Below are 26,270 nucleotides of genomic sequence, written 5' to 3'. Positions count from 1 at the left end.
TGTTGCGTTTTTTTCTTGCTTCGATCATTCATCATTGCAGAATACCACCTGCTCATGCTCTATGATTTTCTCAAACACGCCCCTCTCCCTCTTTAGCACACTGCATTATGTTAGCGCTTACATTTAGTTTTAAAAATTTTTCAGCGGGACAGCAGCTGCCGGATCCTTTCCTTCGGCAGAACAATCTGAACGATCCTTCCAATCCCTAAAATCTTTTCCCCGCTCCTTGCCTCGACTTCGGTAATAATCTTATTGTCCTGAACCTCAGAAAGAACGGCAGTAATCTGCACCTCAGCCCCAAGAGGGCATGGATGAAGATGCTTGACTGACACTGTCCCTCCCATTCCTTCTTCGTGTCCCTCCAGGTGAGGAAGCAGAATCTTTCTTGACGCCCACTCCATATGATAGACCATGGAAGCGGTGGAATAGACAGGATGGACAAGCTTTCCATCAAACTCGGCAAACATCTCTTTCGTTACTGTTATCTCAATAGACTGTGACAAACCGGGTGTTAAGCCAGGAAGCAACAAACCAACCTCCTCACCAAAATATGTATACCGTTTATTCAACGTAATCATAACATCACGTTAAACGTATGGTCAACAAATTGTCTGGAAATTTCTATGCCCTTCTATATCAGAAACTGAGCCTTCAAAAGCTGTTCCCTTGCTTCTGTGATCATTCTATCCAGAAGCTCTGCGACACTTGGTATGTCAGAAATCAAACCTGATATCTGCCCGCCATTCATAAACCCTTTTTGTACATTCCCTTCCAATGCACCTGTCTTATGATGATCTTCTGATGTCATATCTGAAAACTCTTCATGGGTGACTCCCTGATTTTCTGCTCTCATCAGTTGTTCAGCATATGGGGAAACCATCAGCCTTCTGATTCTGCCAAAGGATCTGCCTACAATCATTGTATCGTGATCAGAAGCATCTAAAATCCTTTGCTTATAAGATTCATGGAAGGGAGCTTCCTTTGTGGCTATGAACCTGGTACCCATCTGAGCGCCGCATGCCCCTAATGCCAAAACAGCGGCAAGCCCCCTGCCATCCGCTACCCCTCCTGCCGCCGCAACAGGAACCTTCACCGCCGATGTGATTTGGGGTATCAGTGCCATAGTAGTTGTCTCAAGGTTTGAATTGATCCCTGCCGCTTCATATCCCTCCGCTGCCAATATATCCGCGCCTGCCTCCTCCGCCTTTTTCGCCTGCTTTACAGAAGCTGTCACGGCAATCACCTTTATTCCTGCTTCCTTCAGCAAGGGAATGTAAGGGGAAGGATTGCCGGCACTCAGTGTCACAACAGACAGATTATATTTGACCGCGAGCTTTAAGAGTTCCGGTGCGCAGGATGATACAGTCAAAGCAATATTCAGCGAGAATGGCTTCTTGGTCCTTTCTTTTGTCTGGACAATGAGTCCCTCAACCTCCTCCATGCTCATGGTGCCCGCCCCTATGGTACCGAGCCCCCCTGCTTCCGACACAGCTGCTGCAAGGATGCTGCTGCTGATATTCCCCATGCCTCCCTGGATGATGGGATAGTTAATTCCAAGGATTTCACACAGCCTATTCACAAAAATTCCCCCTTCGTTGAAATAATGTTATACTAGTTTTAAAATTGTGACAATTCAGAAAGGATAAGGCCCATGATCATACCTTTTCTAGAAAAAAAGCCTGAAGTGGATGAATCCGTATTTCAGGCGCCTGGCTGCTATATTATAGGGGATGTGAAAATCGGAAAGAATTCTTCTGTCTGGTTTAATGCCGTTCTTCGCGGAGATGAGGATACTATTTCGATCGGAGAGCGATGCAGTATTCAGGATAATGTGACCTGCCATTTATATGAAGGATCGCCTTTAATCATTGAGGATGAAGTGACAGTCGGCCATAATGCCATTCTTCATGGCTGTACCATTCGAAAAAGATGCATTATCGGAATGGGATCAACCATACTTGACGGTGCCGAAATCGGCGAGGAATGCATCATAGGGGCAAATACGCTGATCCCGCCGGGAAAGAAGATCCCGCCGCGCTCCCTCGTTGTGGGCTCCCCAGGCAAACCGGCAAGGGAACTCGGAGAAAAGGACCTTGAGCTCATTCAGCTATCCATTGATACATATGTGCAAAAAGGAAGGGAATATAAGGAACAACTAAAAGAGCTCCCGGCTAATAGTCCAGCTCCTTGAGCAATGAAAGGCTGTCTCATTAAAAACACCTTATATGTGAAAAAGGAGCAGCCTTCTTCCGCTCATAGAATATATGGATGGTCCAAAAAACAATAGTTTCCATCTTTTTCAGCCAACTCATTGCCTTCTTTAAAAACTGATTCAAAGAAACGAGAGGCTGGTTCAGCAAGTTCTTTGTAGTATTCACTGAACAAGGAGGCTGCATGCCCCCCAAGCCATTTTTCCGGGAGCAGTTCTTCCGGCAGCCCCGGATCCACAAACAAGAATTTCCTGTATTCATGGACCAGCTTTGTCCGCTCTACAAAGCATTCAGCATCTAACATATTTCCTCTTTGAATCTTGTTTTTATCGATGATATATTTCTGGCTGTACAGGCTGATGAATTCCTGGTATCTTGCATTGATGTCGTCCAGATCCCAGCTTTTTTCAACCAGCCGTTTATTTTCATGGGGTCCTTTATATTCGGCCACAAAAAAGTCCACATAAGGCTGTATGCCATATTTATCAATTAAATCATGGACCTGTTTTTCCAGATTGTTAGCCGATATCCAAAAGCTATTGGACATAGAGCCAAAACCGCTCCAGATTAATTCCTTGCGAAGCTCATCTCTTACTGTTCGGATTTCTTCCGGTATGTTGTACATCAGAATCCTCCATTTGCCGTCCCATTGCTCCGGCTTCAGCTTAAAGATCCGCTTCCCTGCTTCTTCTATTCTCTTTTGACCCCGCTCCGTCAGCGAATAATAGCTTTTGTTGCCAATCTTCTCCGCCTGAACCCATTCCTGCTTATTCATCCGGGAAATAGCCGCCCTTACAGACTGGTCATTGTGCCCGAATTCATTCAGCAGCTTAATCAAACTGCCAATCCAAATCTTGCTTCCATAATGTGAGATATAGTCACCGTATAATGTAAAAATCATCGATCTTGTATTCAATCGCACGTCATCCTCAGCTTTTTTATCGGACGGTTTCAAACCGTTATAGAGGTATATTATCAGTATTGTTACTATATTGCAAAAACGGATTTTCTGTGGATTTTCGTCTGGAACTCTCAGCTCATAGACTCATAGATTTCATGGACTGATCGTTCTCCATTCATACGCTGCCTTAGTTTGATAAGTTTTCGATAATCGCAGCGATTCCCTGCCCAACTCCTACACACATTGCGGCAAGCCCGATTTTAGCTTTTCTCTTTTTCATTTCATGCAGGAGAGTCGTAAGGATTCTAGCCCCGCTGGCACCCAGTGGATGTCCGAAGGCAATGGCACCTCCATTGACATTCACTCTGGAGGAATCGAGACCCAGCTCATTCATGCAGGCAATGCACTGGGCTGCAAAAGCTTCATTCAGCTCGATTAAATCAAGATCGCTTACAGTAACTCCTGCCCTCTGCATGGCTTTTCTTACTGCATAAACCGGCCCCATCCCCATAATGGAAGGCTCGAGACCCGCCACGCTTGAGACAATATATTTCGCCAGCGGCTTCACACCCAGCTGTTCGGCCTTTTCACGGCTCATCAATAGAATGGCGGACGCGCCGTCATTTACTCCAGAAGCATTTCCGGCGGTGACTGTACCTTCATTGAAGAGCGGCTTGAGTCTGGCAAGCTTTTCGGCAGTTGTGCCCAGCCGGGGGTGTTCATCCCGGTCCACAACCGATTCATTCCCTTTCCGGTCCTTCACGGATACTGGAATCATCTCTTCCTTAAACCGGCCAGAGGCAGCAGCCGCTTCCGCCCTTGCCTGGCTCTCAGCAGCAAATGCATCCTGGGCCTCCCTCGTGATGCCATATTTTTTTGTGACATTCTCTGCTGTTTCCGGCATGGAATGGGTCCCGTACATTTCCTGGAGCCTGCTGTTAATAAACCGCCATCCGATCGTGGTATCATACATCTCCATATTTCCCCGCGGGAATTCTGATTCTGGTTTGGCCATGACAAAAGGGGCCCTTGTCATGCTTTCGGTTCCACCGGCAATAAAAATGTCCCCTTCTCCCGCAAGGATGGCACGGGCGCAATAGCTGACTGCGTCGAGCCCCGATCCGCACAGCCTGTTTATCGTAGTTCCAGCCGTACTTACCGGCAGGCCGGCCAGAAGGGCAGACATCCTGGCCACATTCCGGTTATCCTCCCCTGCCCCATTTGCGTTCCCAAGCACCACTTCTTCTATCTCTGCCGGCGGCACCATGGGATTCCTGTCTATCAGAGCCTTAATGACCACTGCCCCCAGGTCATCAGGCCTGATGGATTTCAGGCTGCCATTATACCTGCCAATCGGAGTTCGGACTGCATCAATGATCACTGCTTCCCTCAAAAGTGCTCCCCCTTTTTTAATTATTTCTTAACAGACAGGCTGTAGTCATAAACCCCCCGCCCCGTTTTCCTCCCAAGCCTTCCTGCTTTTACATACTGCTCCAGGAGCGGGGCCGGCCTGTATTTTTCCCCAAGCTTTTCATGGAGATATCTCAGGTTATTGAGCCTTGTATCAAGACCGACAAGGTCACCCAGCTCGAAGGGGCCCATCGGATAATTGAGACCCAGTTTGATGGCCCGGTCAATCTCCGCCGGACTGCCGATACCTTCCTGGAGCATATAAAAGGCTTCATTTCCAACAAGCGCGCTGATCCTGCTTGTGACAAAACCCGGGAATTCCTTGACAATGACTGTTTCCTTTCCCATCTGGACAGCAGCCGCCTGGGCCGCTTCGGCTGTTTCATCGCTGGTTTCCAATCCGCGGACAATTTCAACCAGCTTCATTTTGTGGACTGGATTGAAAAAATGCATGGCAATCACTTTATCCGGCCTCTTGGTGAAGGAACCTATTTCTGTAGGGCTCATCGTTGAGGTATTTGTCGCAACAAGGCAGTTATGATGTGCATGCTGATCAATCACTTCGAATATGGATCTTTTGATTTCCATCACTTCCGGGACTGCCTCAATGATCAGGTCTGCATCCTGCACGTGCTCCACAAGAAAATGGGAATAAACGAGCCTCCTGCCTGCTTCTTCTCTTTCTTCATGGCCCATCCTGCCGCTTGCAGCCGCTTTTTCAAAGAGGAGGCCAATTTCCCTTTCGGCACTTTTCAGCTGCTTTTCATCCACATCCACCAAGACCGTGGAAAAACCCCCGGCAGCTGCCGTATAGGCGATTCCCCTGCCCATCACACCCGAACCGATGACCACTACTTTCATCATTAGACCTTCCTCCTTCCGATACATAAAGACGAGCACCCGTAAATGAAGTGCTCGCAATTTTAATAGGGCAGCTAATTTCTTTATTTGATATTCACCGTTCAAGGTACCCCCTTGCCCGCCCTTCATTCCCCTATAAACAGAGGTTTTCTTTTTTCAAAAAATGCCTGGACACCTTCCTTGTGGTCCGCTGTCAGGCCCGCCAAGCGCTGTCCCTTTGCATCGAGCTCCAGAAACTCTTCGAAGCTGGAATGCCAGCTTGCTTTCAGATTTTTTTTTATGATGCCGGCTGCCTTGGTAGGCAGGGCAGCGAGCCTCCCTGCAAATAGATCCACTTTTTGCTGCCAGTTTTCTGCCGGGTATACTTCTGTAACGAGGCCGAGTTCTTTCGCTTGAGAAGCAGTGACCTTTTCACCGAGCACTGCGAGTTCCATTGCCTTAGCGTGGCCGAGGATGCGGGGCAGATGATATAAATTTCCGGCATCCGGGATGAGGCCGACATGAATGAACGCCTCGAAAAAGCTTGCCTTTTCTGATGCTATACGGAAATCACAGGCGAGTGCCAGACTCATCCCGGCTCCGGCTGCTGTTCCATTAATGGCACCCAGTACTGGTTTCTCACAGCGGTCCAATTCAAGAAGCATAGGATTATAGCGCCTGCGCAATACATCGCCATGGTCTATCTTCTCCCCAATTCCCTCAAGATCCTCTCCCGAGCAGAAAGCCCTTCCTGCTCCTGTTATTACAACCGTCCTCACCGCTTTATCCCCTGAAGCCATCCGCAATGCATCCGTGAGCTCCCTGTTTAATTGTTCATTGAAGGCATTCAGTTTTTCCGGACGGTTCATTGTAATATGGGCTGATCCCTGGCGCACTTCATAGATTACCGTTTCAAACAAGTTATGTCCCCCCCTTAATCTAGATTGGCATGCCCCTGTATACCTGCTTCTTCCTCTCTCGGATGTTTCCAGAAATCAGTATCCGCTGTTCAAAGAGCTGTAAGGGCGGGCCTGTCTGCCCCGCCTGATTTTACTTGATGGAATGCTTCAGCAGCCGGCACCGCAGGATCGGCCATTCCATCCCTTCTATTTCAAGCGGACATCGTCTGCCTCTGTTTTTCGAAAAGTCTGCCTTAAGAAAACTATTCCTGATTCAGCTCTTCACCAATCATCATGGTGATCAGGTCTCCCGCAAAACTCATGGCATCCTTTCCGGAAGCACGGCCTTCATCCGATTTCATGGCTGCCTTTAAGGCATCATGGCTGTCATAATACATTTCACACATCAAGTAATATTTCCCTTCGCCTCCCATTGGACTTCCTGTTATCCGGGTAACCACCATTTTGCGCAGACCGGGAATCTTTGACGTCATCGGTGCATGTGTTTCAAAATAATGCTGATCAAATTCCTCTTTGTTTTGCGGATGCTTATAAAGCGCAATCAATTTCACCATGATACTGCCTCCTTTTTTAAAATAAGATTGTATGTAAAGCCAGCGGCTGTGCCGGCTTTCCATCGATTACATCATCGTGGATATGGTTTCAACGCCTCAAAGGGATTCCGGCAGGACCTGCAGTATAAGATGCTGCGGCAGGCGGCAGGGCCGAAAAGGTTCTCCATCGTCGTATAAATGGATCCGCAAAAGGGACATTCTGCCTCCCATTCTCCTGTTTCACTGATATGATTAGGCGGCGGGGAAATGCCGAATTCCTTTAAACGCTGCCGGCCGTTTTCTGTGATCCTGTCAGAGGTCCAGGGGGGATGATGGATAAACTTCACTTCCACCCGCCTGGTCCCGGCTGTCCCCAAAACGGCCTCTGCCACATTTCTTTCTATGACTTCTAGTGCAGGGCAGCCCATGAAGGTGGGAAGGAGTTTAATAGAAACTGCTTCCTCAGAGATTTCTATTTCCTCAAGCATCCCAAGCTCCAGGATGGAGACTGTGTTAATCTCCGGATCCTTCACTTTGTGAAGTGCGTCGAATATCTTTTCTTTCAGATTCATTTCCATCCGCCCTTCACCAGCTTGCTGTTTGATCGATCCGATAGACTTCCGTCAATGTCTTCAGGGCAGCCTCAAGGTCTTCCGTGTGAACGCCGTCCCTTCCATTGCCGGACTCTAATCCAAAAGAATTCGGCATGTTGATTCCAAGACTCTCAAAGATGGGTCTCATCATCTGAATCCACTCTTGTCTTATCTCTTCCTCTGAAGTGATCAGAGCAAGTCTTATAAACATCGTCCGGGCAGCTCCAAAAGAGAAAACTCCATCAAGGTCCGGAAAGACTGCTGCCATGGCATCCTCGATCCTCTTTTTTGCTTCTCCTCCTGCCCCCAAAAGCTGTGTAAACCAGGTTTTCCAGTGGAGCAGATGATAATAAAGCTCCATCTCAATCTTGACTGCTGCCTGCGACAGCGGAATATAGGAAGAATTCTTCAGGGATGCTATTTTTATTTTTTTTATGCCGGTATAAAAGTAGCTGCGTACTACAGCAAATGCCCAATCGTAATGCGGTTCATGAAGATACGTCCCCGGTCCGTTCACCCTCTCAAGAAGAATGGCATTTTTTCTTTCTTCAGCAGGACGGTCATGAGCAAGGTCATTCGCCTTTCCAATCCCAAGGTCTTCGAGCATCCCATAAAAGATGACCGCGTGGCCCATCATATCCTGGCTGATGGAAGAGAACGCAACGTCTTCCTCTATATGCGGTGCCAGTCCAAGCCACTCGGAACCACGGTAAGCCAGTATAAAATCATCATCTGCCAGCTGAAACAAGAGCTCACAGAGAGCCGAATGATACTCTTTGTGGATCAAGGCTTCTTCTTTTGTGTATTTCACTTTTCCGGCTCCCCTCCCCAGGACAGAATTTCCCTTTCATCCAGAATCTCCTGCTCATACACGCGCCATTTCTTTTTCAGATAGCCATATCCCTTTGTATTCCGGTAATCTTTATTATCCAGCCTCTTCAGCGACTGTTTCTCCTCCAGGTCCATTTTCCGGATATCCTCCCGTTTTACGACCCAGATATCACTCACCGGCTCACGCCTCATAAAATTCTCCTGCGCCATGACGAGTGCAAGCTCATGATTCGGTGCAAGCAGGGAAAATTGATGCTGCAAAGGCGACGCGTCACTGCGCTTGCTGAATACTTCAAATTCCTGATAAAAGCCCTTGTCCGGCATGTTTTTCCGGCCCCCTTCCTCCTTGATGCCAGACCTAGTTTAAGGCGCACCGCCCATCTGGCAAAACCAGCCCTTTCTGCTAAACTCTCACACTAAGAGCCTCTAACACCCATTTATTCGAGGTATAGGAAATCTCTCTCAGCCTTAACCTTTCCCTGGACTTTGGCCCGTTATTTTTGATGATTTGTTTAAACTGGCTCCAGTCAGGCTGCCGGTATTTCCACAGTCCTTCTGTTTTATCAAAGTGCATCGTTTCGTCAGGCAGCTTCAAACCCAGCGACAGGACCCTCGGGATGTATTTTGAAAAAAAATCCTGGCGGAGTTCTTCGTTTGTTTTGGTCCTGATTTTGTATTTCATAGTGATGTCCTGCTTGGAGGTTCCGGTTGTCGACGCATCTCCCGGCCCGAAGAACATCAGGAGGGCATCCCACCAGCGGTCAATGGAATCCTGGATCATCGCCTTCTGCTTCCCTGTCCCTTCGGCCAGTGCCATGATGATGGCTTCACCGTGCTGTGCATGGAATACCTCTTCGGCACAGATCCTCTTTAATGCCCTTGCATAAGGACCGTACGAGGCATTCAGCATATTGGTCTGCGTAATGATGGCCGCACCGTCGACCAGCCAGCCGATAAGCCCGGCGTCTCCCCATGTTTTAGCTTCCATATGGAAAACGTTATGAAACTTCAATTTCCCTGATAAAAGATCTTGAATAATATGCTCCCTTGACTTTAGAAGAGGCTCCATTAAGTCTTCGGCTACCCTTAGAAGCAGCTGTCCGTGCCCCATTTCATCCTGCACCTTTGCCATGATGGCCAGCTTCCTTTTCAGAGAAGGGGCTTTGGGCACCCACTCTTTTTCCGGAAGCGCCCCCATGATTTCGCTGATTCCATGCATGGAAATCAGCTTGATCAGTGTCATTCTGTAATCCTCAGGCATCCAGTCATCGGCTTCAATCTTCTCCCCCGTCTCGATTCGTTCCATAAAGCGGGCTAGTCTCTGTTCATCAGGGAGCAAGTCGAATGAGCTTGTTTCTGCCATGCTGACATCCTCCTTTAACTTGGTACTAGGTGATCAATGGTTCTTTATTTTTATGAATCAACCGTACCGCCTTACCCTCAGACCTGGCGATCGTTTTGGGCGGGTGTACTTTTACATTCACTGTAATCAGACAATGGCTTTTTAATCTTGATTGTATTTTATGTATCAGCGAAGGTTCATCGTCTTGTTCGAAATAAAAAGCTTCATTCAGCTCCACGTGCAGCTCCAGAGATTTTAATGCTCCTTTATGGGAGACCTGGATTTGATAATAAGGAGCGAGCTCGGGGACTCCCAGCAGGCAGTGCTCAATCTGCGAGGGAAAAACATTAACTCCGTTCATATTGATCATGTCATCGATCCTGCCCTTTACTCTCGACATTCTCAGGGTGGTCCTGCCGCAGCTGCATATTTCCCGCGTTATGGAAGCAATATCTCCGGTCCTGTACCTTATCACAGGAAATGCTTCCTTGGTCAGACTTGTAAAAACCAGCTCTCCTTCCTGTCCTTCTGGTACAAGCCTCAAGGTCTTAGGGTCGATCACTTCCACAAAGAAATGATCTTCAGCAATATGCAGGCCGTTCCTTGCTTCATGGCATTCAGAAGCTACCCCCGGACCGATCACCTCACTCAATCCATATATATCACACGCCTTGATCCCAAGCTTATCCTCCAGAGTTCTCCGCATTTCCTCTGACCATGGTTCCGCTCCAAAAATGCCGTATTTGAGCGAAGTTTCGCGGGGATCCTTTCCCATCCCCTCCATGCATTCCGCAATATTCAAGGCGTAAGAAGGAGTCGCACAGATCACCTCAGGCTTAAAATCTTCAATGAGCATGACCTGTCTTTCTGTGTTTCCACCAGAAATGGGCACCGTGCCCATCCCGAGTTTTTCACTTCCATAGTGAAGCCCGAGACCGCCAGTAAACAACCCATACCCATAGGCATTATGCAGCACTCTGCCCGGCTTCCCTCCTCCGAGAGCAATGGCCCTTGCCGTGATTTCGGCCCATAAGTCGATATCCTTTCTCGTATAGCCCACAACTGTCGGCTTTCCGCTTGTCCCGGAGGAGGCATGAATCCTTATGAGCTCTTCACGAGGTACAGCGAGCATCCCAAACGGATACGCACTCCGCAAATCTTCCTTCGTGGTAAAAGGAAGCGCTTCCATTTCTGGGCGTCTTTCAAATTCCTCCGGGCATACACTACCCGACTCCAGCCTCTCTCTGTAAAAGGGCACATGTTGATATACCCTCCTGACGGTTCCCGTTAATTTCCGGAGCTGGTCGGCCTCTATAAACTCACGGCTCCTCGTCTCATATTCATGAAGTATCACTTTCTCCCCTCCCGTCTTATATAAATAATTATATGACGAAAAATAATCGTAACAATGCATAGTTGTTATATGTAAACAAACATACCCTTTGATATTGGAATTGTCAATTGTTTTTCAGAAAATTTATTCTTCTTCTCTAGAGAGTCCCTTTCTTCAAATTTCAACGGCTGTTCCATAAAAAAGAGCCCTCCACATCAAAGTGTTGGGCTCTGCATAAAACTGGCCTGATTCCATTTTGCGGGACGTTGACCGAACCATTTGTACTTAAACATACTCGCTAATTACTAAGGCGAGTATCAATAACCATGCTAATCCGGCCATCATTTCACGATGTTAAGAACAGCAAGGAACTTATTTCCTCATTTCTAAGGCTGCAAATGATACCTAAGCTCTTGCCACATCCAGCACCTTCGGCTTCACCGCCTGCAGGCTGGAAATGCTGAGCGGGGTTTCCATGATGGTCTGGCTGATCAGTTTAGCCAGTTTTCGCTGATCGATTTCCATTCCATTATGATAGGTGTTTAAGGCCTGCTGCCATTGGTCCATTGCGTCAGCATCCTTAAGGCGGCCAAGGACCTGTAACTCTAGAGAGGTGCCTGCATCAATTGGAAAGACGAGACCCTTTTTGTGCAAATACGTTAAGTTGATTTCCTCCTGTCCAGGAAGGGCCGCATGGACAAAAATAGGCAGTTTTTTGTGCAGGGCTTCACTTACGGTCACACCGCCGGGCTTCGTAATAATGGCATCCACCTCATTGTAGAGCTTGTCCATTTCCTGCTTGTCGGAAATGTATGACAGAGGTTTTATATGGTCCAGCTTCCAGGAAAGGATTTTATTGTACAGTTTTCGGTTCTTGCCGCAAAGTACATAGTATATGGTATCCCGGGATTTCTTTAACTCATCAGACAATGCCAAAATTCCTCCAAGACCGCTGCTGCCTCCTGCTACAAGGATTTTAGGCTTGACCGTACGTTTTCTTCTTTTTGATCCTTTTATATCCCCATGCACAGGAATACCCGTTACAATCATTTTTTTCTGAGGAATCTTGCAGTTCGCCAGTTTTTGTTTTTCCTCCTGGGTAGGAAGAAAGTGAAGATCAATCCCTTCCATGCCCCAGAATTTATTGATAAAGAAATCCGTATATACATTAATCACAGGGATCTGGCACTTCCCTTTTATTTTCAGCTGGCTTAATAAAAAGGACGGGAAACCATGGGTGCAGACGATCGCATCCGGCTTTTCTTCATCCAGCAGCTGCATCATCGACTTTAAAAAGAGATGCTGATACCATTTTACTCCCTGCTCTTTGCCCGGCTGGCGGCAGAAGAATGTTTTATAGGTGAAGTTATAGGTTTGGGGAGCATACCGGATCCATTTTAAATATCCGCCTGCTACGATCTTTTCTAATTTTGCACTCGTATAGCTCAGGATGTCGATTTTTTTTATAAGGACTTGGTCCTGTTTTTGTAATATATCTATAATCGCATCAGCGGCATGATGATGCCCCGATTGCATTTGTAAGAGGGGTAAAAATAAGATTTTTTTCATTCATGTCATCTCCTATTCTATCAAAATGCCAATCGTGGATGACTTTCATGGAAATAACATTCATGATTATTCCCTCTTACAATTTTATCACTAAATTTTAAATTTACTCCTCTTTTAATCATTTTTTAATCTATTTTTTAGAAGTTATTCAGGAAGGGGCATACACTCCATCATTTATGTTTTCTCTTCTTTTTCACATAACGAAAAAGTAAATACAAGAGAAAAAGGATTAAAAATAGGAGACCTAAATAAGGGGCATACTTAGGATCAATATTAAATACTCTTCCCAAATAATAGCCGCCAGCTATAAACGGGAGGGTCCAGATCAGTGTCCCCGCCAGTGAAAGGACTGTGAATTTTATTATAGGAACCCTGGATATCCCCGCAAAGTACGGACTGATTTGCCTGATTCCAGGCATATAAAAACCGAGCAGGATGGTCTTCCCTTTACCTTTTTCATATCTGGCCTGAACCTTCTCCCACCGTTTTGCTGTAACCCCGGCGAACCTGCCGTATTTTTTTACAAACGGCAGACCGATAAACGCTCCCAGTAAATAAGCAGCCAGCATTCCAGAAAATGCCCCCGAACTTGCGGCCAATGCGGCCATCTCGAAGGAAAGCTGATGTCTGCCGACCAAAACCCCAATCAAGAATAGCAGGGATTCCTCCGGCGCGGGAATTCCCACAATACCGCAAAATAAAAATAAAAAAATGATGGGATATCCATAAGCACTTAAATAATGAAGGACTGTATCTATACTCATAAAATCCTCTCTTGGGTTGGTATGGCATCTTTCAAAGTGACAAAATGAACACCTGCCACAATTTGTTCCTCCAGATATACCTCCAGGCTTTCAAGCATATATCCTGGTGCTTCTCTGTCGGCACCAAAAGTTTCTCCGCAATCATGAAGCAGGAAAATGGCGCCATCTTTCGTCGCTTTTCTCATTTCTTGAAGCAGGGTTTTGTGGTTCTTTACTTTCCAATCTCCAAAAATCCCCGACCACATTACCGTCGAGTACTTCCTGCTTAACACCAAAGTAAAAAGATTAAAATGCCCCCATGGCGGCCTGTAAAACCGTACCTGGGATTTCGTGATTCTTTCAATGGCTTTTTCAGTCATATCCAGCTGCATCTTCAGACTGATGGGAGGAAGCAGCCAGCCTGAAATATGGTTAAAATGATGGATTCCGACCGTGTGCCCTTCAGCATGCATTCTTTTGATGATATTGGGATATCTTTGCGCTTTGCTTCCTACCACAAAAAAGGATGCTTTTACTTTATATTTTTTTAACAGATCCAGCAATTTCACGGTATATTCAGGATGGGGGCCATCATCAAAGGTCAAGGCAATTCCTTTGCTTCCAGGAAGACTTTTTTTAATACCCATTTCAAGCTTTCTTATGACAAGGGTAGGAATAACAGAATAAAAGATCATGATAAACAGAATTACTGCGCAGGCAGCTGCAAGATAAATCAATGCGCGACCATTCCCTTCTCTTCGCTTTCACAAAAACCGGCTCCTGGAAGAGCCGATTCGCAGTTAGTTGTTATTTCTCTTAAGTTTCCTTACAGCTTCACAATCTTGTAGCCGTTCTTGTCCATAAGGTACCCCATGCCCTGCCGGAAGGAATTAAAAGTGGGCACACCAAAACAAAGCTGCTTTTGAGTCATCGATTGTGCCATACGTGCATTGATCCCGACAAAAATAGGATCCACACCCATCAGCTTTAATGCTCTTACAAGATTTGCAAGTCCGGTTACCTCAAATGGATCAAGAGAATGCTGAAATGAACTGAAATCAAAGATCATGGTTGTAATCTGGTTCTCCGGACAATAGAAAAGGATTTTCTTTTGCATGCTTTCCATGCGTTCTTCTGTCATTTTCCCCATGATCGGTACAAGGGATACAGAATCAAGCACCGTTTTTATGATTGGAGTATCAATTTCATCCAGCAGTTCCTTTCCTTCTTGAATGGCCTCTTCATATTCGGTGACGTCATTCCAGGTAAGAATAAAACCTGCCCGCTTGTCCTCCCCGTTTTGTATGAGGTCCACTTGTATATTGGCCTTGAATCGGTTAAACAGCGTAACCTGAGCTCGATGGGGGAAGGGACCTTCCTCCAGTATCCGATTCTGCCTTTCAGAATGAAAATGAGTGATATTCATCCCAATAAAGTGTTCCGGATCTGATATCTGGACATAAGGGCCCACCACTTCCAGCAGGCTCTTCGCTTTTTTGTTCACCCATACCAGCTGGAATTCGGAATCAGCTATAAAAATATTCTCATCTATTTTATCCAATACTTCATATGTATTCATCGCTGCTAATACATCAGGCATCTTTACAAACACCAACTTTCTTTATGTCGATATAATTATATACTAAACGTTTGATAATACAATTTATAATGTATCCATTCTGTTCTCTGTCAAGAGAATTTATATGGCCGGCATTTATCTGCCTTTCTTAATCAGTTTATGAGTGTAAAAGGAGGATTTTTTTAGAAGCAGCATTCAATATGGGGATATTACAAAAGGATCACCGGCTGTGGATATCCCGACAGGCCCGCATGCATCATTCCAAATATCTAAGAAGCTGGAAGAAGAGTTTTTTACTCTTCTTCCTCTAATAGTCTCTCCCACTGAGGGATTGTCATGTTCGTCCAGATTCTTTCTTTTATCCCCATTCTCTTTCACCTCACCCCTAAAGGCCGGAAACAACCGGCCTCATTAATTCCTTACTATGCTGAACTATTTGAAAATCTTGACTCTCTCTTCAATAGGTTTAAATTCCTTTTCTCCTGGCTGTGAAACAGGCTTTCCAAACGGCATCTGGGCAACAAGCTCCCACTCTTCCGGCACGGCCCACTCCTTTTTCACCCTCTCATCGATCAACGGATTATAATGCTGAAGCGAGGCTCCAAAACCTTCAAGCTCCAAGGCTGTCCAAATGACGAACTGCAGCATCCCCGAAGACTGCTCAGACCAGAGCGGGAATTTCTCGGCATAAAGCTCGAATTTCTCCTGAAGCTCCCTTACCGTGTGTTTGTCCTCAAAAAACAAAATAGTGCCATATCCGCTTTTAAAGGATTCATTTATTTTTTGTTCCGTCTTTCCGAATGAATCATCAGGTACAACTGCTTTCAGCACATCCTTTGTAATATTCCATAGTTTTTGGTGATTCTCACCCAGCAATAACAGCACCCTTGCACTCTGGGAATTAAAGGCTGACGGAGTATACTTCACAGCCTGTTCGATGATTTCCTGAATGTGATCGTCCGGCACAGGAGATTCATTGCTCAATGCATAATAAGACCGCCTGTTCTTTATGGCTGATAAAAAATCTTTAGACACATATTCCACTCCTTTTTGTAAAAATTTGCACTGCTTTCTCCTCTACCCATTCCCGCTCCCTTGCATTCTTTCTTTTATTTAAAAATCCGATGATTTACAACTAAAAAACCCGGCGGCCATCTCAAGGCCTCCAGGTTTATGTTTCATTTATAAGTAGCAATATCCAAAAAAAAAGAAACACCTTTTTTAAATATTTACACCATATCCATTAACGCCTGCAATCTGGCATTCATATTTTGTTTCCCCGATTTGTTCCACTACTTCCCAATACACATCGTCCCTATCGTCCCTAACTCGAAAAGAAAAACCCTTAGGAAGTGGAGTATCTGATTGTAACTCAAATAATTTGGTGTTTTCTACGATTGCTGTACCCATACTTACCCCTCCATTTTTATTTTTTTAAAGGTTTTATTCCCGCTGTGTCTCCTTCTAAACATTAATCTTAAAATTTTTTTAACTTAATGACGCCATGCTGGGTAAACTCAACGCTTATTTCAGGGTGTATTTTAATATTCGGATATAACTTTTTCCAGTCGGTCTTTTTCCAGTTATCATTTTGAAAGGCCCTTTCAGTTTATCTATCTCTATTCTTCCTAAATCATGCATAAAAAGCTGAAGGATAGGGGGATTTGTCGAAATTATTATGCAGCTTATCAGTTGCGAACAAACGTTCCAAGTGATATGATTAAGACAAATAAAAAAGACCTGATCGGCTAAACGATCAAGTCATTATATAAGCGAGCCAAATCTTTGCCGCAGGTTGTATCACTAAGCCTAACAACGGTTGTATTAGTGAGCCTAGCCGGACTCTGACTCGTACTATTTCCAGTCAAAGCATCCAGGCTGCATGGCAGTCTTGAATATACACGTATATACATTGCTTTGCTGTTGTTACTCTGAAACCCCAAATTTATAAGTTGTTTTTGACACATACTCCGTGTCTTTTTCTAAAATCCATGAAGGAAAATGGGAGTGGTTCACTGCATCAGGGAGCCCCTGGGTTTCAAGACAGATCCCTAGATGTTTCTTTGATCTAGTATCCTTTTCTACATCAGTAATCAGCTGATTCCCTGAGTAGACGACTACTCCCGCTTCATCTGTTTCAATTATAAGAGTGCGCCCGCTTTCTGGATCGCTTAAAACGATCTCATGATCATTGTTCGCATCCAGGATGAATGGATGGTCATATCCTCCACCAACCAACACATTTTGAGGGTGCAAAGATCCCACCCCTGTCTTGATGGCCCTTTCATCTCTAAAATCAAACTCTGTACCTTCTACTTCCAGCATCTTTCCGGTAGGAATCATTTCCTCATCCAATTCTAAAAATTGATGGCTCTTTAGCTTTAACCGGTGATTCAAAATATCACTCTTGATATTTCCAGTTAGATTAAAATAAGAATGGTTGGTTACATTTAATGGAGTCCTTTGGTCGGAGATTCCTGTATAGTGGATAATCAGTTGATTTTGATCATTTAAGAGATAAGTTACCCTCAACTTGACGGTTCCTGGATATCCCTCTTCACCATCAGGACTCGTATATGTGAATGCCACTCCAGCTGTGTTTTCATCCTCTACTACTTCCGCGTCCCATACTTTTTGGTTGAAGCCTTCCATGCCGCCATGCAGATGATTGCCATTTTCATTTTTGGCAAGCGTATATTCTTTTCCGTCCAATTCAAATCTTCCCTTGCTTATCCTGCCTGCCACTCTCCCTACAACTGCCCCAAAAAAAGAAGCATCATTCACATATTCATTCAAAGTTTCATAGCCCAAGACTACATTCTCCACATTTCCGTTTCTATCTGGGACCATGATTCTGGTAATGATGCAGCCTAAATTAATGCAGGTTACCTCCATGCCGTTATGATTCTTTAAGGTAAAAGACTCAATGACTCTACCCTTCAATTCTCCAAACTGCTGTTTTTCAACCTTCATATGCCATACCTCTCTTTACTCTGTTTTGAATTTTTATGTACTTCCTTCCGTGAAGCAGGCATAAAGAAAACGCCTACTTTCTATCATACAAGCCAAATCATCATATTCCCAGAATAAACAACTGTTAACCGCCATATATATACCCAATAATCAGATTATAAAGCCTCTCTAATCAAATCGGACGGGAAATGTTAATATTTACAATTTTAGTTACATTTTTCTACTTATTTCGATAAGATAAAGAGGTAGAATTTCATTTGGAGGTTAAACATGAAGATCAGACAATTTAAGCAGGAAGCGCTCTTTGGTTTAAGGGGACGCTGGGGCCTTGCTATTGGAATCATTGTGCTTTCAGGACTTGTAGGGAGTGCGGTTCCAAATTTGGCAGGGGCTATATTAGCGAGCTTTTTTGAAGGCGATGCAAAAGATATTGTCAAAGGGATTTCCCAAATGCTTCTGTCCCTCCTTCTCACTCCAATAACAATTGGAGCGAGCTGGATGTATTTAAACATTGTACGGAGGGAACATACCGAGATTGCCGATTTATTCAGCAAGCCTTTTTCAAACTCGGCGGTATCAGGCAAATTAATTTTGGCCAGCTTTTTAATGGGGCTTTATACCATTCTATGGTCCCTGCTCCTTATCGTACCTGGAATCATTAAATCTCTAGCATACTCACAGACCGGTTTTATTCTGAAGGACCACCCTGAATACTCCGCCAATCAGGCCATCACTTTCAGCCGGAAGTTGATGGACGGTCAAAAATGGCGGTACTTCCTTCTTTGTCTCAGCTTTATCGGGTGGGGGATTCTGAGCATTTTCACCCTCTTTATCGGCCTGCTCTGGCTCATTCCTTACATGAATACAACACAGGCCGCTTTCTACAATGAAATATCCGGCTTTAAAAAACAAGATGAGGAAGGCAGTTCCCTTGAACTCCAATAAAATAGCGGATTTACAGCACTATAAATTTTCATCTATTTTTAATCTGTTTTTCATTAAATTGTCTTTTAAGTCTGCTAATCTATTAGTAATCGATTTTTCTCTATACTTTTGTATCCGGCTTCAGCTGGATACTTTTTTTTCGTTTTCTATACTTCCATTTCAATCGTCAGTCCATCGCTCGCAAATGCCATATGGTCCGGCAAATCATGTGCCAGGAATGCTGGATCGTGCGACAGATGGGTAAACCAGACTTGTTTTGGTTTTATCTTTTGAACCAGTTCCATCGCCTCAACCGTTGAATATACGGATCTAGTTTCTATTGCAGTTTGTTCGTCCCAGTACGAAGTTCCAATAATAAGATAATCGGTTCCGTATAAGTGTTGGAGCTGCTCGTCCTCCAGATTAAAGCTGTCAGGCATGTATACGGCTGTCCTGCCGCCTTTGGAAAGTTTTATTGCATAGGAGAAACCATTGGCCCCATGGTTTACTTTAAAAAAAGTTATATTCCAGTCCTTGATTTTATGTTCCTTTGTCCGATTAAATTTCATATAGCGTTTCCCTTCGGCATAGGGAAACTTGACTAATAGATCCTCTACAACCTCGCCAGGGGAAGTCACCGTGACCAGCTTTCTATTCCAGAAACACAAATCGATCAGATCCCCAAATCCCCCGACATGATCGTAATGGGTATGAGTAATTAATATTTCATCCGGGATATCCTTTAACTCGCGCAAAAATTGGCTTCTAAAATCAGGTGAAACATCAATAAGCACCTTGCTCCCATCCAATTCCAGCAGAAGGCTGGATCTCGTTCTGTTTATTTTCCCATCAGAACAACCCCTGCAGGTACAAAGAAGTCTTGGAACTCCCTGTGCGTCGCTTGTCCCTAAAAAAGTGGCTTTCATCCTCTGCATCTCCTGTTCGACAAAAAATTATCTATGCCATTCTATTATCATAAATTCAATAAAATAGTCCAGAAAAAAGGTATTTCTTTGCAAAAAAACCGCTGCATCCGATAATGCAGCGGCTGGCTTTTATTTGCTGATCATTTTAAATACCTGCTCTACATCTTTATCTCCGCGGCCAGACAGGTTAATAATGATGCTTTCCTCTTTATTCAAATCCTTTGCAAGCTTGAGGGCATGAGCCACAGCATGGGAGCTTTCGAGTGCCGGAATGATTCCCTCCACTTTGGAAAGGAGCAGGAAGGCATCAAGGGCTTCCTGTCCGCTTACGGTGACATATTCTGCCCGATTGGTTTCCTTTAGATAGCTGTGCTCGGGCCCTACTCCAGGATAATCCAGGCCGGCTGCAATAGAATAGGTTGGCTGAGGTTGCCCATTTCCATCTAAAAGCGTCAAGCACTTAAAACCATGGATGACTGCAGGCACACCCTTGGTAAGCGTAGGTGCTTCCGCAGGCTCCACGCCAATCAGCCTTACTTCTTCATCGATATAATGTGCAAACGCACCAATTGCGTTGCTTCCTCCACCGGTACACGCAACGACTGCAGCAGGAAGCCTGCCTTCTTTATCGAGAATCTGCCGTTTTGACTCTTCGCTGATAATTGCCTGGAAGTGTTTCACCATTTTGGGGAACGGATGGGGTCCCACTGCAGAACCCAGCAAATAAAACGTGGACTCGTAATTTTCTACCAGGTCATTCAGGGCTGCATCCACTGCATCTTTAAGGCGGCCCTGGCCGCTCTCGACTGCTATCACCTTTGCGCCCAAAAGCTCCATACGAAAGACATTCAGGGCCTGGCGTTCAGTATCTACCTTCCCCATATAAATGATGCATTCCATGCCGCCTACTATGGCACATGCTGTAGCAGTTGCTACTCCGTGCTGTCCAGCTCCGGTCTCAGCTATAATCCTTTTGGCTCCCATTCTTTTCGCAAGGAGGATCTGCCCAATGGCATTATTGATCTTGTGTGCACCTGTGTGGTTCAAATCTTCACGCTTTAGGTATATTTTTGCACCCCCGGCATGCTTTGTAAGATTCTCTGCATATGTCAGGGGATTTTCACGTCCGATATATTCCTGCATGTAATAGGAAAATTCTTTTTTATATTCGGGGTCATCCTTGTATTTCTCAAAATTATCATCTAAAATACCAAGAACTTTCTTCAATTCATCAGTTACAAAACTGCCGCCAAATTCCCCATAAAATCCTTTCTCAGCTACGCTCTTTGTCATTTCGCTCATCTCCGCTCTCTATACTAATAGGAAGTCCCGTTTTTGAACTTCCCTGACAGTATAACATACTGAATATTCTGTTAGTAAAAATAGTCACTCAGTTATAAAAATGGTCTTAAAGCGAACATTCATAACGTAAAACAGGATGGTGATATATCTTTACCTTTTGATTGGGAAGTCTTACAATTGAAAATGGCATTATTTTTCCTATTTCCCGAAAGTTTATTGGAATCATAAAGACCATATTTAATTAGGAAGTGAATCTTGGATGGAAACTTGGAAGAGAAATTTATGGGTTCTTTGGATAGGTGTTTTTATAACGTCTGCTAGTTTTTCAATGGTCATACCGTTTTTGCCGCTTTTTCTTTTGCAGATCGGCGTCCATCATCACACTGAAATCTGGTCTGGCATAACCTTTAGTGCTGCGTTTTTAGCTGGCGCTGTTTCCGCACCTTTTTGGGGAACGATTGCGGATAAGTATGGCCGTAAACCGATGATTGTCAGAGCAGGCTTTTTTCTTTTTATCATCTATACTCTGATGTCTTTTGTTACTAATCCTTATGAAGTGCTGATCCTTCGCATATCACAGGGACTGCTTACCGGCTTTATTCCCGGGGCGGTCGCCTTGATCGGTACGAATACGCCGGAGAAGAAAGTTGGATATGCGTTAGCAGCGATTTCTACAGGAACCGCTTCCGGGGGAATCATTGGTCCGCTGCTTGGAGGCGGAATCTCCGAATTGGTTGGCAACCGCTTATCTTTTGCCACTGGAGGCTGCATGGTGCTCATTTCCACCCTGCTTGTCCTGTTCCTTGTAAGGGAAGAAAAATTTACACCAAGCAAGACGAGAGGCTCTGTTAAAAAGAACATACAAGAGGCAGCTGGAAATAAACCGCTCATGATGGTTTTGATGCTGACTATGGGTGCCGCCTGCTCCATTATGATTCTGGAACCGGTGCTGCCTCTTCATATCATGAATTTGCATGGCACTTCTCATAATACATCCTTTTTGGCTGGACTGATCTTTTCCATACCCGGGATTTCCAGCATTCTGATTGGTCCGTATTGGGGGAAGCTTTCGGATAAGATCGGCTTTGGAACAATTCTCCTGATTGGGTTGATAGGCGGCGGACTCGGCTCCCTGGCCCAGATTTTCTTTAACGATGTATGGGGCTTTTCCATTGCACGGTTTATATTCGGATTCTTTTTCTGTGCTGTGTTCCCTGCATTGAATGGCTTGATTGTAAAATGGACGGATCCGGATGCAAGAGGGCGGGCCTTTGGTTTAAACCAGACGGCAAATCAGCTGGGAGGCATGCTCGGACCTATCCTTGGAGGATTTGTCGGGGGCATCTTTACGATTCAAATCGTGTTTCTTCTGACGGCTGTCCTGCTCTTTGCCTCAGCCGTCCTTGCACATCGCTCTACCCTCAAATACAGTGGAGTGAATATCCTTAAAAAAGTCGAAAGTTTGATTAAATCTCATTAAAATGGACGCCTGCAGGAGCATATAAACCCAAAATATAACTTTTATAATGATATAAGAGGACTGTCCGCAAAAGACAATCCTCTTTTTTTACACTTTCCTAATCCTAAAGAATTTACGAAGCAGCCATACTCCCTGGGGAAACCCGAGGGTAAGCTGCCAGGCTCCGATTCCCTGCAGGCCATATGCCCGGACCATCCTGATTTTTTCACTCATGCTCCTTACATCCTCAAACCATACCTCATGGGTCTGTCCTGCTTGATCTGTATACCTGAAAAAAGGCGACTGATATTCTTCTGAATACTGAATAGGCGCTTCATGCCTCAATGCTGTTTCAATCGCACCCTGGTTGGAGATGGCCGAAGCAACGGTTCCCGGCCGATAAGGAATGGACCAGTTGTATCCATAGAGAGGGACGCCTATAATGATCTTCCTTCTGGGAACCGTCCGGATGGCAAACTCGATCGTCCTCCTCACCTCTGTTATCGGTGCTACCGGACCCGGTTCACTCCCCGAATGATGCCAGTCATATGCCATGATAAACATATAATTAACAACGGATCCTATTCCTCCATAATCATACCCTCTGAGCCAGGAGATTTCCTCACTCGTCTTTGCTGGAACAGCAATGGTCAAAGCCAGTTTTTCAGGATTCAACCGATCCCTCAGCTGCCTTAAGAAGCCTGTGAATAGATCCCGATCCTGTGCCCTTACCCGTTCAAAATCAATGTTTACTCCTCCATACCCTTTACGTTTTAGTAAATTATAGATATTATCGACCAAATTTCTCCTTGCAGCAGGGTTATTCAGAACCGTGCCCGCCAATTCCGGACTGAATCCACCATAAGATAAGTTGGTGATAGTTGCAAGCGGCGTCACCCTGTTTTTCCAGGTGGCTTCAATCGCTGCTTTATCGTTCAGGTTATTCGCAATGCCTCCTGCTCCTGTTATGTGATATTCAAACATAGATATTAAAGAGGAATAAGGAGCAAAGTCATTAACCAATTGCACATCAAGCTCCGGGCTTCTTATAACATAAAACCCCAACGTAGCAGCAAGGTAATTCGATATATCTGGAATTGAAATGGAACTTCCAGCCTGCAGTACCTGGGACGTAATTCCTGGATTGGCCCTGCGAAGCTGTTCCATCGTGACAAAAGCCTTTTTCGCAATCCTGGTAAGTGTGTCACCCGGCTGGACGACATATGTATAGAGAGGCAGCAGCAAAGCCTGCCCTGGGACAACCACTTCTCCCTCAAGGCCATTCACATTTCTTAATTGTTCCAGGGATGCCCTATAACGTCGGCTGATTGAATATAACGTATCTCCCTTTTTAACAATATGAATAAACATAACAGCCTCCAATCCCGGCGTACTTATATCTATTCATATGAAGATTTCTTCCCTTACAGCCCAATTATTCATAAAAAAAAGAGAAGGGAATCAACCCTTCCATTTTGGTATTCATTCATTTAATTTTAAGAACTCCTCCACCAATTCCTTAAATTGCTTCAAGGCATTATCGATGGGATCAGGACCCGATAAATCGACTCCAGTTTTTTTCAGTAGTTCCAAAGGATAATCAGAGCTGCCGCTCTGAAGGAATGTCAGGTAGTCCTTTTGGAACCCTTCCCCGCCATGTAAAAGATGATCAGCAATGTATAGAGCTGAAGCAAACCCTGTGGCATATTTATAAACATAAAATGGACGGTAAAAATGGGGAATTCTCGTCCACCCGTATTTAACTTCCTCACAAATTTCTAGAGATTCCCCGTTATAATCTTTCGTCAATTTTTCATAAATATCATTAAAAACTTCGGCATTTAAAGGTTTACCTTCTTCTGCCAGTTCATGCGTGATTTTCTCGAACTCCGCGAACATGACCTGGGTGAAAAAGGTTCCCTTAAACTGGTCAATAAAATGATTCAGAAGATACTTCTTGAGATCTTTTTCTTTTGATTCGCTCAATAGATGCCTGATCAGCAGCACTTCATTGACAGTAGAAGCCACCTCGGCAACAAAGATGCTGTATCCGGCCGATATTCTCGGCTGCTGCTTACTGCTGTAATAGCTGTGCATCGCATGGCCCATCTCATGAGCAAGCGTGAACAGGCTGTTCAAATCATTGCGATGGTTAAGCAGGACAAACGGATGGACTCCATATAATCCTAAGTTATAGGCACCAGAACGTTTTCCGGGAGTCTCCCAGACATCTATATACCTTTTCTCTTTAAACGAACGAAGGTTTTCAATATAATCATCTCCTAGAGGAGAGAGGGCTTTCAGCATCGTTTCATAAGCTTCATCAAAGGAGATTTCCCGCTTTACTCCCTTTACAAGATCCACACTCTGATCATACGGTGCAAGAGTATCCAAGCCAAGGAGCTCCTTACGCAGCGCATTGTAGGAATGAAGGGGTGCTATATGGTTCTTTGTGGATTCGATCAAATTTTCATACACTATCTTTGGCACCTTATCACCAAAAAGTGCCTTCTCCAGGGATGTGGGATATTTCCTTATTTTTGAAAGAACCGCATTATTTTTAATATTTCCGGCCAGCGTGGAAGCAATGGAATTTTTCAATTGCTTGTATGGCTGATAATAAGCCTGGTATGCTTCCTTCCTCACCCCTCGGTTTTCATCCTCCATTAATTTAGAATACATCCCTCTCGTCAATTCCACTTTCCTTCCATCTTGATCGGTGACATCTCCGAACTTGATGTCTGCATTATTCATCATATTGAACGTCTTGCCCGGCACAGCCAGCGCTTCTCCAAGCTTAGACAGGAGCTCCTCCTGCTCTCCTGTCAGGACATGCTGTCTATAACGGTAAGATTCCAAAAGACTCTCTTCAAAATAGCCAAGGCTCTCCTGCTCAGAAATAAACCTCTTAAGCGTCTCCTCTTCAAGACTCAATAAAAACGGCATAAAAAAGGAACGGGCTTCACTTAATTGCACACTCAGCCGTGACGCTCTGTCCAATAGTGACTGAGCCTCAGAATCCCTCGTATCCAAGTCAAGCTGCAGCCTGCAATACGCATAAAGCGGCTGGAACAGCGATGAAACTTCCTCACCTTTCTTCAAATAAGCCAATAGATCCCCGCTGGAATGGATATTCCCCTGAAAAGCCCGAATCTCATCAATCGATGCTTCCACCTTCTTAAATTGGTCTTCCCATTCCTCCATGTCTCCAAAAATATCCCTTAGGTCCCATGTATGCTCGCTTGGCACATCCTGCCTGCTTTTATAAGCATTCATCATCCGTACATCCTCTCACTTTAAATATGTATATAATATCTATTATATCGCACTCCTCACCCGCTCATGTTAGCGAAAGATCTTATCGGGTGCTTTTTCTTTTTGGTTTAGCCCGAATGGGCTGAGAGGTTGTCCGTTGTGTTTTATACTAGATGGTTTGGTGTTATTCAACTTTACCTCTGGGCTCAAAAGAACTCAGCCGCTCCTTTACATTATCCCTCGTTTAAACCAAAATCAGAACACAAAAAAAGACCAGCAATGTCAGCTGATCTCGGTGTGCCTGGCAGCGTCCTACTCTCACAGGGGGAGAGCCCCCAACTACCATCGGCGCAAAAGAGCTTAACTTCCGTGTTCGGGATGGGAACGGGTGTGGCCTCTTTGCCATAACTACCAGACAAAATGAAAGAACTTCGTTCCTTCAAAACTAGATAACAGAAGGCAGTACACGTTTCATAAACCAACTAGGTTAAGTCCTCGATCGATTAGTATCTGTCAGCTCCACGTGTCACCACGCTTCCACCTCAGACCTATCTACCTGATCATCTTTCAGGGATCTTACTAGCTTGACGCTATGGGAAATCTCATCTTGAGGGGGGCTTCATGCTT

Annotated in this window: 26 protein-coding genes and 2 rRNA genes; 3 read left to right on the top strand and 25 right to left on the bottom strand. The window is 44.9% G+C overall.

Translation table 11 applies throughout. The features are described 5' to 3' along the window. Nucleotides 1-140: 140 nt before the first annotated feature. A complete protein-coding gene (locus H539_RS0108525) occupies nucleotides 141-527 on the bottom strand; it encodes a thioesterase family protein (protein ID WP_026693163.1) in 387 nt (128 codons plus the stop codon). A 104-nt stretch (nucleotides 528-631) separates the two neighbouring features. Continuing rightward, nucleotides 632-1,579, bottom strand: coding sequence for an NAD(P)H-dependent flavin oxidoreductase (locus H539_RS0108520; protein ID WP_026693162.1), 948 nt, complete (start codon nucleotides 1,577-1,579; stop codon nucleotides 632-634). 72 nt (nucleotides 1,580-1,651) lie between these two features. Between H539_RS0108520 and H539_RS0108515 the strand changes: the two genes are divergently transcribed. Then, nucleotides 1,652-2,191, top strand: a complete 540-nt coding sequence (locus H539_RS0108515; protein ID WP_026693161.1) for a gamma carbonic anhydrase family protein — start codon at nucleotides 1,652-1,654, stop codon at nucleotides 2,189-2,191. A gap of 62 nt (nucleotides 2,192-2,253) precedes the next feature. Here H539_RS0108515 and paaX read toward each other — a convergent pair whose 3' ends face one another. The 17 genes from paaX to H539_RS0108415 all read right to left on the bottom strand — a co-directional run bounded on the left by paaX (nucleotide 2,254) and on the right by H539_RS0108415 (nucleotide 17,777). Next, complete coding sequence (gene paaX / locus H539_RS0108510) at nucleotides 2,254-3,126, bottom strand: phenylacetic acid degradation operon negative regulatory protein PaaX (protein WP_026693160.1); 873 nt, start codon at nucleotides 3,124-3,126, stop codon at nucleotides 2,254-2,256. A gap of 172 nt (nucleotides 3,127-3,298) precedes the next feature. After that, nucleotides 3,299-4,504 carry an acetyl-CoA C-acyltransferase gene (locus H539_RS0108505; protein WP_026693159.1) on the bottom strand — a complete coding sequence of 402 codons (1,206 nt, stop codon included), beginning with the start codon at nucleotides 4,502-4,504 and terminating at the stop codon, nucleotides 3,299-3,301. 20 nt (nucleotides 4,505-4,524) lie between these two features. Continuing rightward, nucleotides 4,525-5,385, bottom strand: a complete 861-nt coding sequence (locus tag H539_RS0108500) for a 3-hydroxyacyl-CoA dehydrogenase (protein WP_026693158.1) — start codon at nucleotides 5,383-5,385, stop codon at nucleotides 4,525-4,527. Nucleotides 5,386-5,507: 122 nt separating this feature from the next. Continuing rightward, nucleotides 5,508-6,281 carry an enoyl-CoA hydratase-related protein gene (locus H539_RS0108495; protein ID WP_026693157.1) on the bottom strand — a complete coding sequence of 258 codons (774 nt, stop codon included), beginning with the start codon at nucleotides 6,279-6,281 and terminating at the stop codon, nucleotides 5,508-5,510. A gap of 242 nt (nucleotides 6,282-6,523) precedes the next feature. After that, nucleotides 6,524-6,835 (bottom strand): EthD family reductase, encoded by a 312-nt coding sequence (locus tag H539_RS0108485; RefSeq protein ID WP_026693156.1) that lies wholly within the window; start codon nucleotides 6,833-6,835, stop codon nucleotides 6,524-6,526. A gap of 71 nt (nucleotides 6,836-6,906) precedes the next feature. Continuing rightward, nucleotides 6,907-7,386: a 1,2-phenylacetyl-CoA epoxidase subunit PaaD gene (gene paaD, locus H539_RS0108480; protein WP_425414702.1), complete on the bottom strand. Its 480-nt coding sequence runs from the start codon at nucleotides 7,384-7,386 to the stop codon at nucleotides 6,907-6,909. 13 nt (nucleotides 7,387-7,399) lie between these two features. Then, on the bottom strand, nucleotides 7,400-8,218 hold the full coding sequence (paaC, locus tag H539_RS0108475) for a 1,2-phenylacetyl-CoA epoxidase subunit PaaC (RefSeq protein WP_051348512.1): 819 nt from the start codon (nucleotides 8,216-8,218) through the stop codon (nucleotides 7,400-7,402). Continuing rightward, on the bottom strand, nucleotides 8,215-8,562 hold the full coding sequence (gene paaB, locus H539_RS0108470) for a 1,2-phenylacetyl-CoA epoxidase subunit PaaB (protein ID WP_026693153.1): 348 nt from the start codon (nucleotides 8,560-8,562) through the stop codon (nucleotides 8,215-8,217). Before paaB ends, paaC begins: the two co-directional genes overlap by 4 nt. Nucleotides 8,563-8,641: 79 nt before the next feature. Continuing rightward, the gene (gene paaA, locus H539_RS0108465; protein ID WP_026693152.1) at nucleotides 8,642-9,601 is read right to left on the bottom strand and encodes a 1,2-phenylacetyl-CoA epoxidase subunit PaaA; all 960 of its coding nucleotides are present in this window, start codon (nucleotides 9,599-9,601) and stop codon (nucleotides 8,642-8,644) included. 25 nt (nucleotides 9,602-9,626) lie between these two features. Beyond that, nucleotides 9,627-10,934 carry a phenylacetate--CoA ligase family protein gene (locus H539_RS0108460; protein WP_026693151.1) on the bottom strand — a complete coding sequence of 436 codons (1,308 nt, stop codon included), beginning with the start codon at nucleotides 10,932-10,934 and terminating at the stop codon, nucleotides 9,627-9,629. A 384-nt stretch (nucleotides 10,935-11,318) separates the two neighbouring features. After that, nucleotides 11,319-12,482: an MGDG synthase family glycosyltransferase gene (locus tag H539_RS0108450; protein WP_026693150.1), complete on the bottom strand. Its 1,164-nt coding sequence runs from the start codon at nucleotides 12,480-12,482 to the stop codon at nucleotides 11,319-11,321. 170 nt (nucleotides 12,483-12,652) lie between these two features. Then, nucleotides 12,653-13,246: a DedA family protein gene (locus H539_RS0108445; protein WP_026693149.1), complete on the bottom strand. Its 594-nt coding sequence runs from the start codon at nucleotides 13,244-13,246 to the stop codon at nucleotides 12,653-12,655. Continuing rightward, on the bottom strand, nucleotides 13,243-13,962 hold the full coding sequence (locus H539_RS0108440) for a polysaccharide deacetylase family protein (protein ID WP_026693148.1): 720 nt from the start codon (nucleotides 13,960-13,962) through the stop codon (nucleotides 13,243-13,245). Before H539_RS0108440 ends, H539_RS0108445 begins: the two co-directional genes overlap by 4 nt. A gap of 89 nt (nucleotides 13,963-14,051) precedes the next feature. After that, complete coding sequence (locus H539_RS0108435; RefSeq protein ID WP_026693147.1) at nucleotides 14,052-14,825, bottom strand: STAS domain-containing protein; 774 nt, start codon at nucleotides 14,823-14,825, stop codon at nucleotides 14,052-14,054. Nucleotides 14,826-15,236: 411 nt separating this feature from the next. After that, the gene (locus tag H539_RS0108425; RefSeq protein WP_026693145.1) at nucleotides 15,237-15,839 is read right to left on the bottom strand and encodes a nitroreductase family protein; all 603 of its coding nucleotides are present in this window, start codon (nucleotides 15,837-15,839) and stop codon (nucleotides 15,237-15,239) included. Nucleotides 15,840-16,025: 186 nt separating this feature from the next. Continuing rightward, nucleotides 16,026-16,214 carry a hypothetical protein gene (locus H539_RS0108420; RefSeq protein ID WP_026693144.1) on the bottom strand — a complete coding sequence of 63 codons (189 nt, stop codon included), beginning with the start codon at nucleotides 16,212-16,214 and terminating at the stop codon, nucleotides 16,026-16,028. A gap of 516 nt (nucleotides 16,215-16,730) precedes the next feature. Further along, a complete protein-coding gene (locus H539_RS0108415) occupies nucleotides 16,731-17,777 on the bottom strand; it encodes an aldose epimerase family protein (RefSeq protein ID WP_026693143.1) in 1,047 nt (348 codons plus the stop codon). Nucleotides 17,778-18,047: 270 nt separating this feature from the next. Here H539_RS0108415 and H539_RS0108410 point away from each other — a divergent pair, with 270 nt between their 5' ends. Beyond that, nucleotides 18,048-18,722 (top strand): DUF975 family protein, encoded by a 675-nt coding sequence (locus tag H539_RS0108410; protein ID WP_026693142.1) that lies wholly within the window; start codon nucleotides 18,048-18,050, stop codon nucleotides 18,720-18,722. Between the two features lie 146 nt (nucleotides 18,723-18,868). On the opposite strand, the gene H539_RS0108405 is transcribed toward H539_RS0108410, so the two are convergent. Both H539_RS0108405 and trpB read right to left on the bottom strand, forming a co-directional pair. After that, on the bottom strand, nucleotides 18,869-19,627 hold the full coding sequence (locus H539_RS0108405; RefSeq protein WP_035322212.1) for an MBL fold metallo-hydrolase: 759 nt from the start codon (nucleotides 19,625-19,627) through the stop codon (nucleotides 18,869-18,871). A 129-nt stretch (nucleotides 19,628-19,756) separates the two neighbouring features. Then, nucleotides 19,757-20,920 (bottom strand): tryptophan synthase subunit beta, encoded by a 1,164-nt coding sequence (gene trpB / locus H539_RS0108400; protein WP_026693140.1) that lies wholly within the window; start codon nucleotides 20,918-20,920, stop codon nucleotides 19,757-19,759. 268 nt (nucleotides 20,921-21,188) lie between these two features. Here trpB and H539_RS0108395 point away from each other — a divergent pair, with 268 nt between their 5' ends. After that, a complete protein-coding gene (locus tag H539_RS0108395; RefSeq protein ID WP_026693139.1) occupies nucleotides 21,189-22,409 on the top strand; it encodes an MFS transporter in 1,221 nt (406 codons plus the stop codon). Between the two features lie 87 nt (nucleotides 22,410-22,496). Here H539_RS0108395 and H539_RS0108390 read toward each other — a convergent pair whose 3' ends face one another. From H539_RS0108390 to H539_RS0108375, 4 genes are all read right to left on the bottom strand, one after another. After that, a complete protein-coding gene (locus H539_RS0108390) occupies nucleotides 22,497-23,759 on the bottom strand; it encodes a glycoside hydrolase family 18 protein (protein WP_026693138.1) in 1,263 nt (420 codons plus the stop codon). Nucleotides 23,760-23,870: 111 nt separating this feature from the next. After that, complete coding sequence (pepF, locus tag H539_RS0108385; protein WP_026693137.1) at nucleotides 23,871-25,664, bottom strand: oligoendopeptidase F; 1,794 nt, start codon at nucleotides 25,662-25,664, stop codon at nucleotides 23,871-23,873. A gap of 278 nt (nucleotides 25,665-25,942) precedes the next feature. Next, a 5S ribosomal RNA gene (rrf, locus tag H539_RS0108380) occupies nucleotides 25,943-26,059 on the bottom strand. 67 nt (nucleotides 26,060-26,126) lie between these two features. Next, nucleotides 26,127-26,270 (bottom strand): 23S ribosomal RNA (locus tag H539_RS0108375); the annotation flags it as partial.

It is taken from the genome of Peribacillus kribbensis DSM 17871 (assembly GCF_000430765.1).
Lineage (GTDB): Bacteria > Bacillota > Bacilli > Bacillales > DSM-1321 > Paraperibacillus > Paraperibacillus kribbensis.
The sequence above is the reverse complement of the archived record's forward strand: the minus strand, read 5'-3'. Positions and strand labels throughout refer to the sequence as shown.

What these genes read in the sequence shown, in the direction of transcription:
- H539_RS0108515 (WP_026693161.1), top strand. Translation starts at nt 1,652, where the DNA reads ATGATCATACCTTTTCTAGAAAAAAAGCCTGAAGTGGATGAATCCGTA.
- H539_RS0108500 (WP_026693158.1), bottom strand. Translation starts at nt 5,385, where the DNA reads ATGATGAAAGTAGTGGTCATCGGTTCGGGTGTGATGGGCAGGGGAATC.
- H539_RS0108485 (WP_026693156.1), bottom strand. Translation starts at nt 6,835, where the DNA reads ATGGTGAAATTGATTGCGCTTTATAAGCATCCGCAAAACAAAGAGGAA.
- paaD (WP_425414702.1), bottom strand. Translation starts at nt 7,386, where the DNA reads ATGAATCTGAAAGAAAAGATATTCGACGCACTTCACAAAGTGAAGGAT.
- paaB (WP_026693153.1), bottom strand. Translation starts at nt 8,562, where the DNA reads ATGCCGGACAAGGGCTTTTATCAGGAATTTGAAGTATTCAGCAAGCGC.
- paaA (WP_026693152.1), bottom strand. Translation starts at nt 9,601, where the DNA reads ATGGCAGAAACAAGCTCATTCGACTTGCTCCCTGATGAACAGAGACTA.
- H539_RS0108450 (WP_026693150.1), bottom strand. Translation starts at nt 12,482, where the DNA reads ATGAAAAAAATCTTATTTTTACCCCTCTTACAAATGCAATCGGGGCAT.
- H539_RS0108445 (WP_026693149.1), bottom strand. Translation starts at nt 13,246, where the DNA reads ATGAGTATAGATACAGTCCTTCATTATTTAAGTGCTTATGGATATCCC.
- H539_RS0108435 (WP_026693147.1), bottom strand. Translation starts at nt 14,825, where the DNA reads ATGCCTGATGTATTAGCAGCGATGAATACATATGAAGTATTGGATAAA.
- H539_RS0108420 (WP_026693144.1), bottom strand. Translation starts at nt 16,214, where the DNA reads ATGGGTACAGCAATCGTAGAAAACACCAAATTATTTGAGTTACAATCA.
- H539_RS0108415 (WP_026693143.1), bottom strand. Translation starts at nt 17,777, where the DNA reads ATGAAGGTTGAAAAACAGCAGTTTGGAGAATTGAAGGGTAGAGTCATT.
- H539_RS0108410 (WP_026693142.1), top strand. Translation starts at nt 18,048, where the DNA reads ATGAAGATCAGACAATTTAAGCAGGAAGCGCTCTTTGGTTTAAGGGGA.
- H539_RS0108405 (WP_035322212.1), bottom strand. Translation starts at nt 19,627, where the DNA reads ATGAAAGCCACTTTTTTAGGGACAAGCGACGCACAGGGAGTTCCAAGA.
- trpB (WP_026693140.1), bottom strand. Translation starts at nt 20,920, where the DNA reads ATGACAAAGAGCGTAGCTGAGAAAGGATTTTATGGGGAATTTGGCGGC.
- H539_RS0108395 (WP_026693139.1), top strand. Translation starts at nt 21,189, where the DNA reads ATGGAAACTTGGAAGAGAAATTTATGGGTTCTTTGGATAGGTGTTTTT.
- H539_RS0108390 (WP_026693138.1), bottom strand. Translation starts at nt 23,759, where the DNA reads ATGTTTATTCATATTGTTAAAAAGGGAGATACGTTATATTCAATCAGC.
- pepF (WP_026693137.1), bottom strand. Translation starts at nt 25,664, where the DNA reads ATGAATGCTTATAAAAGCAGGCAGGATGTGCCAAGCGAGCATACATGG.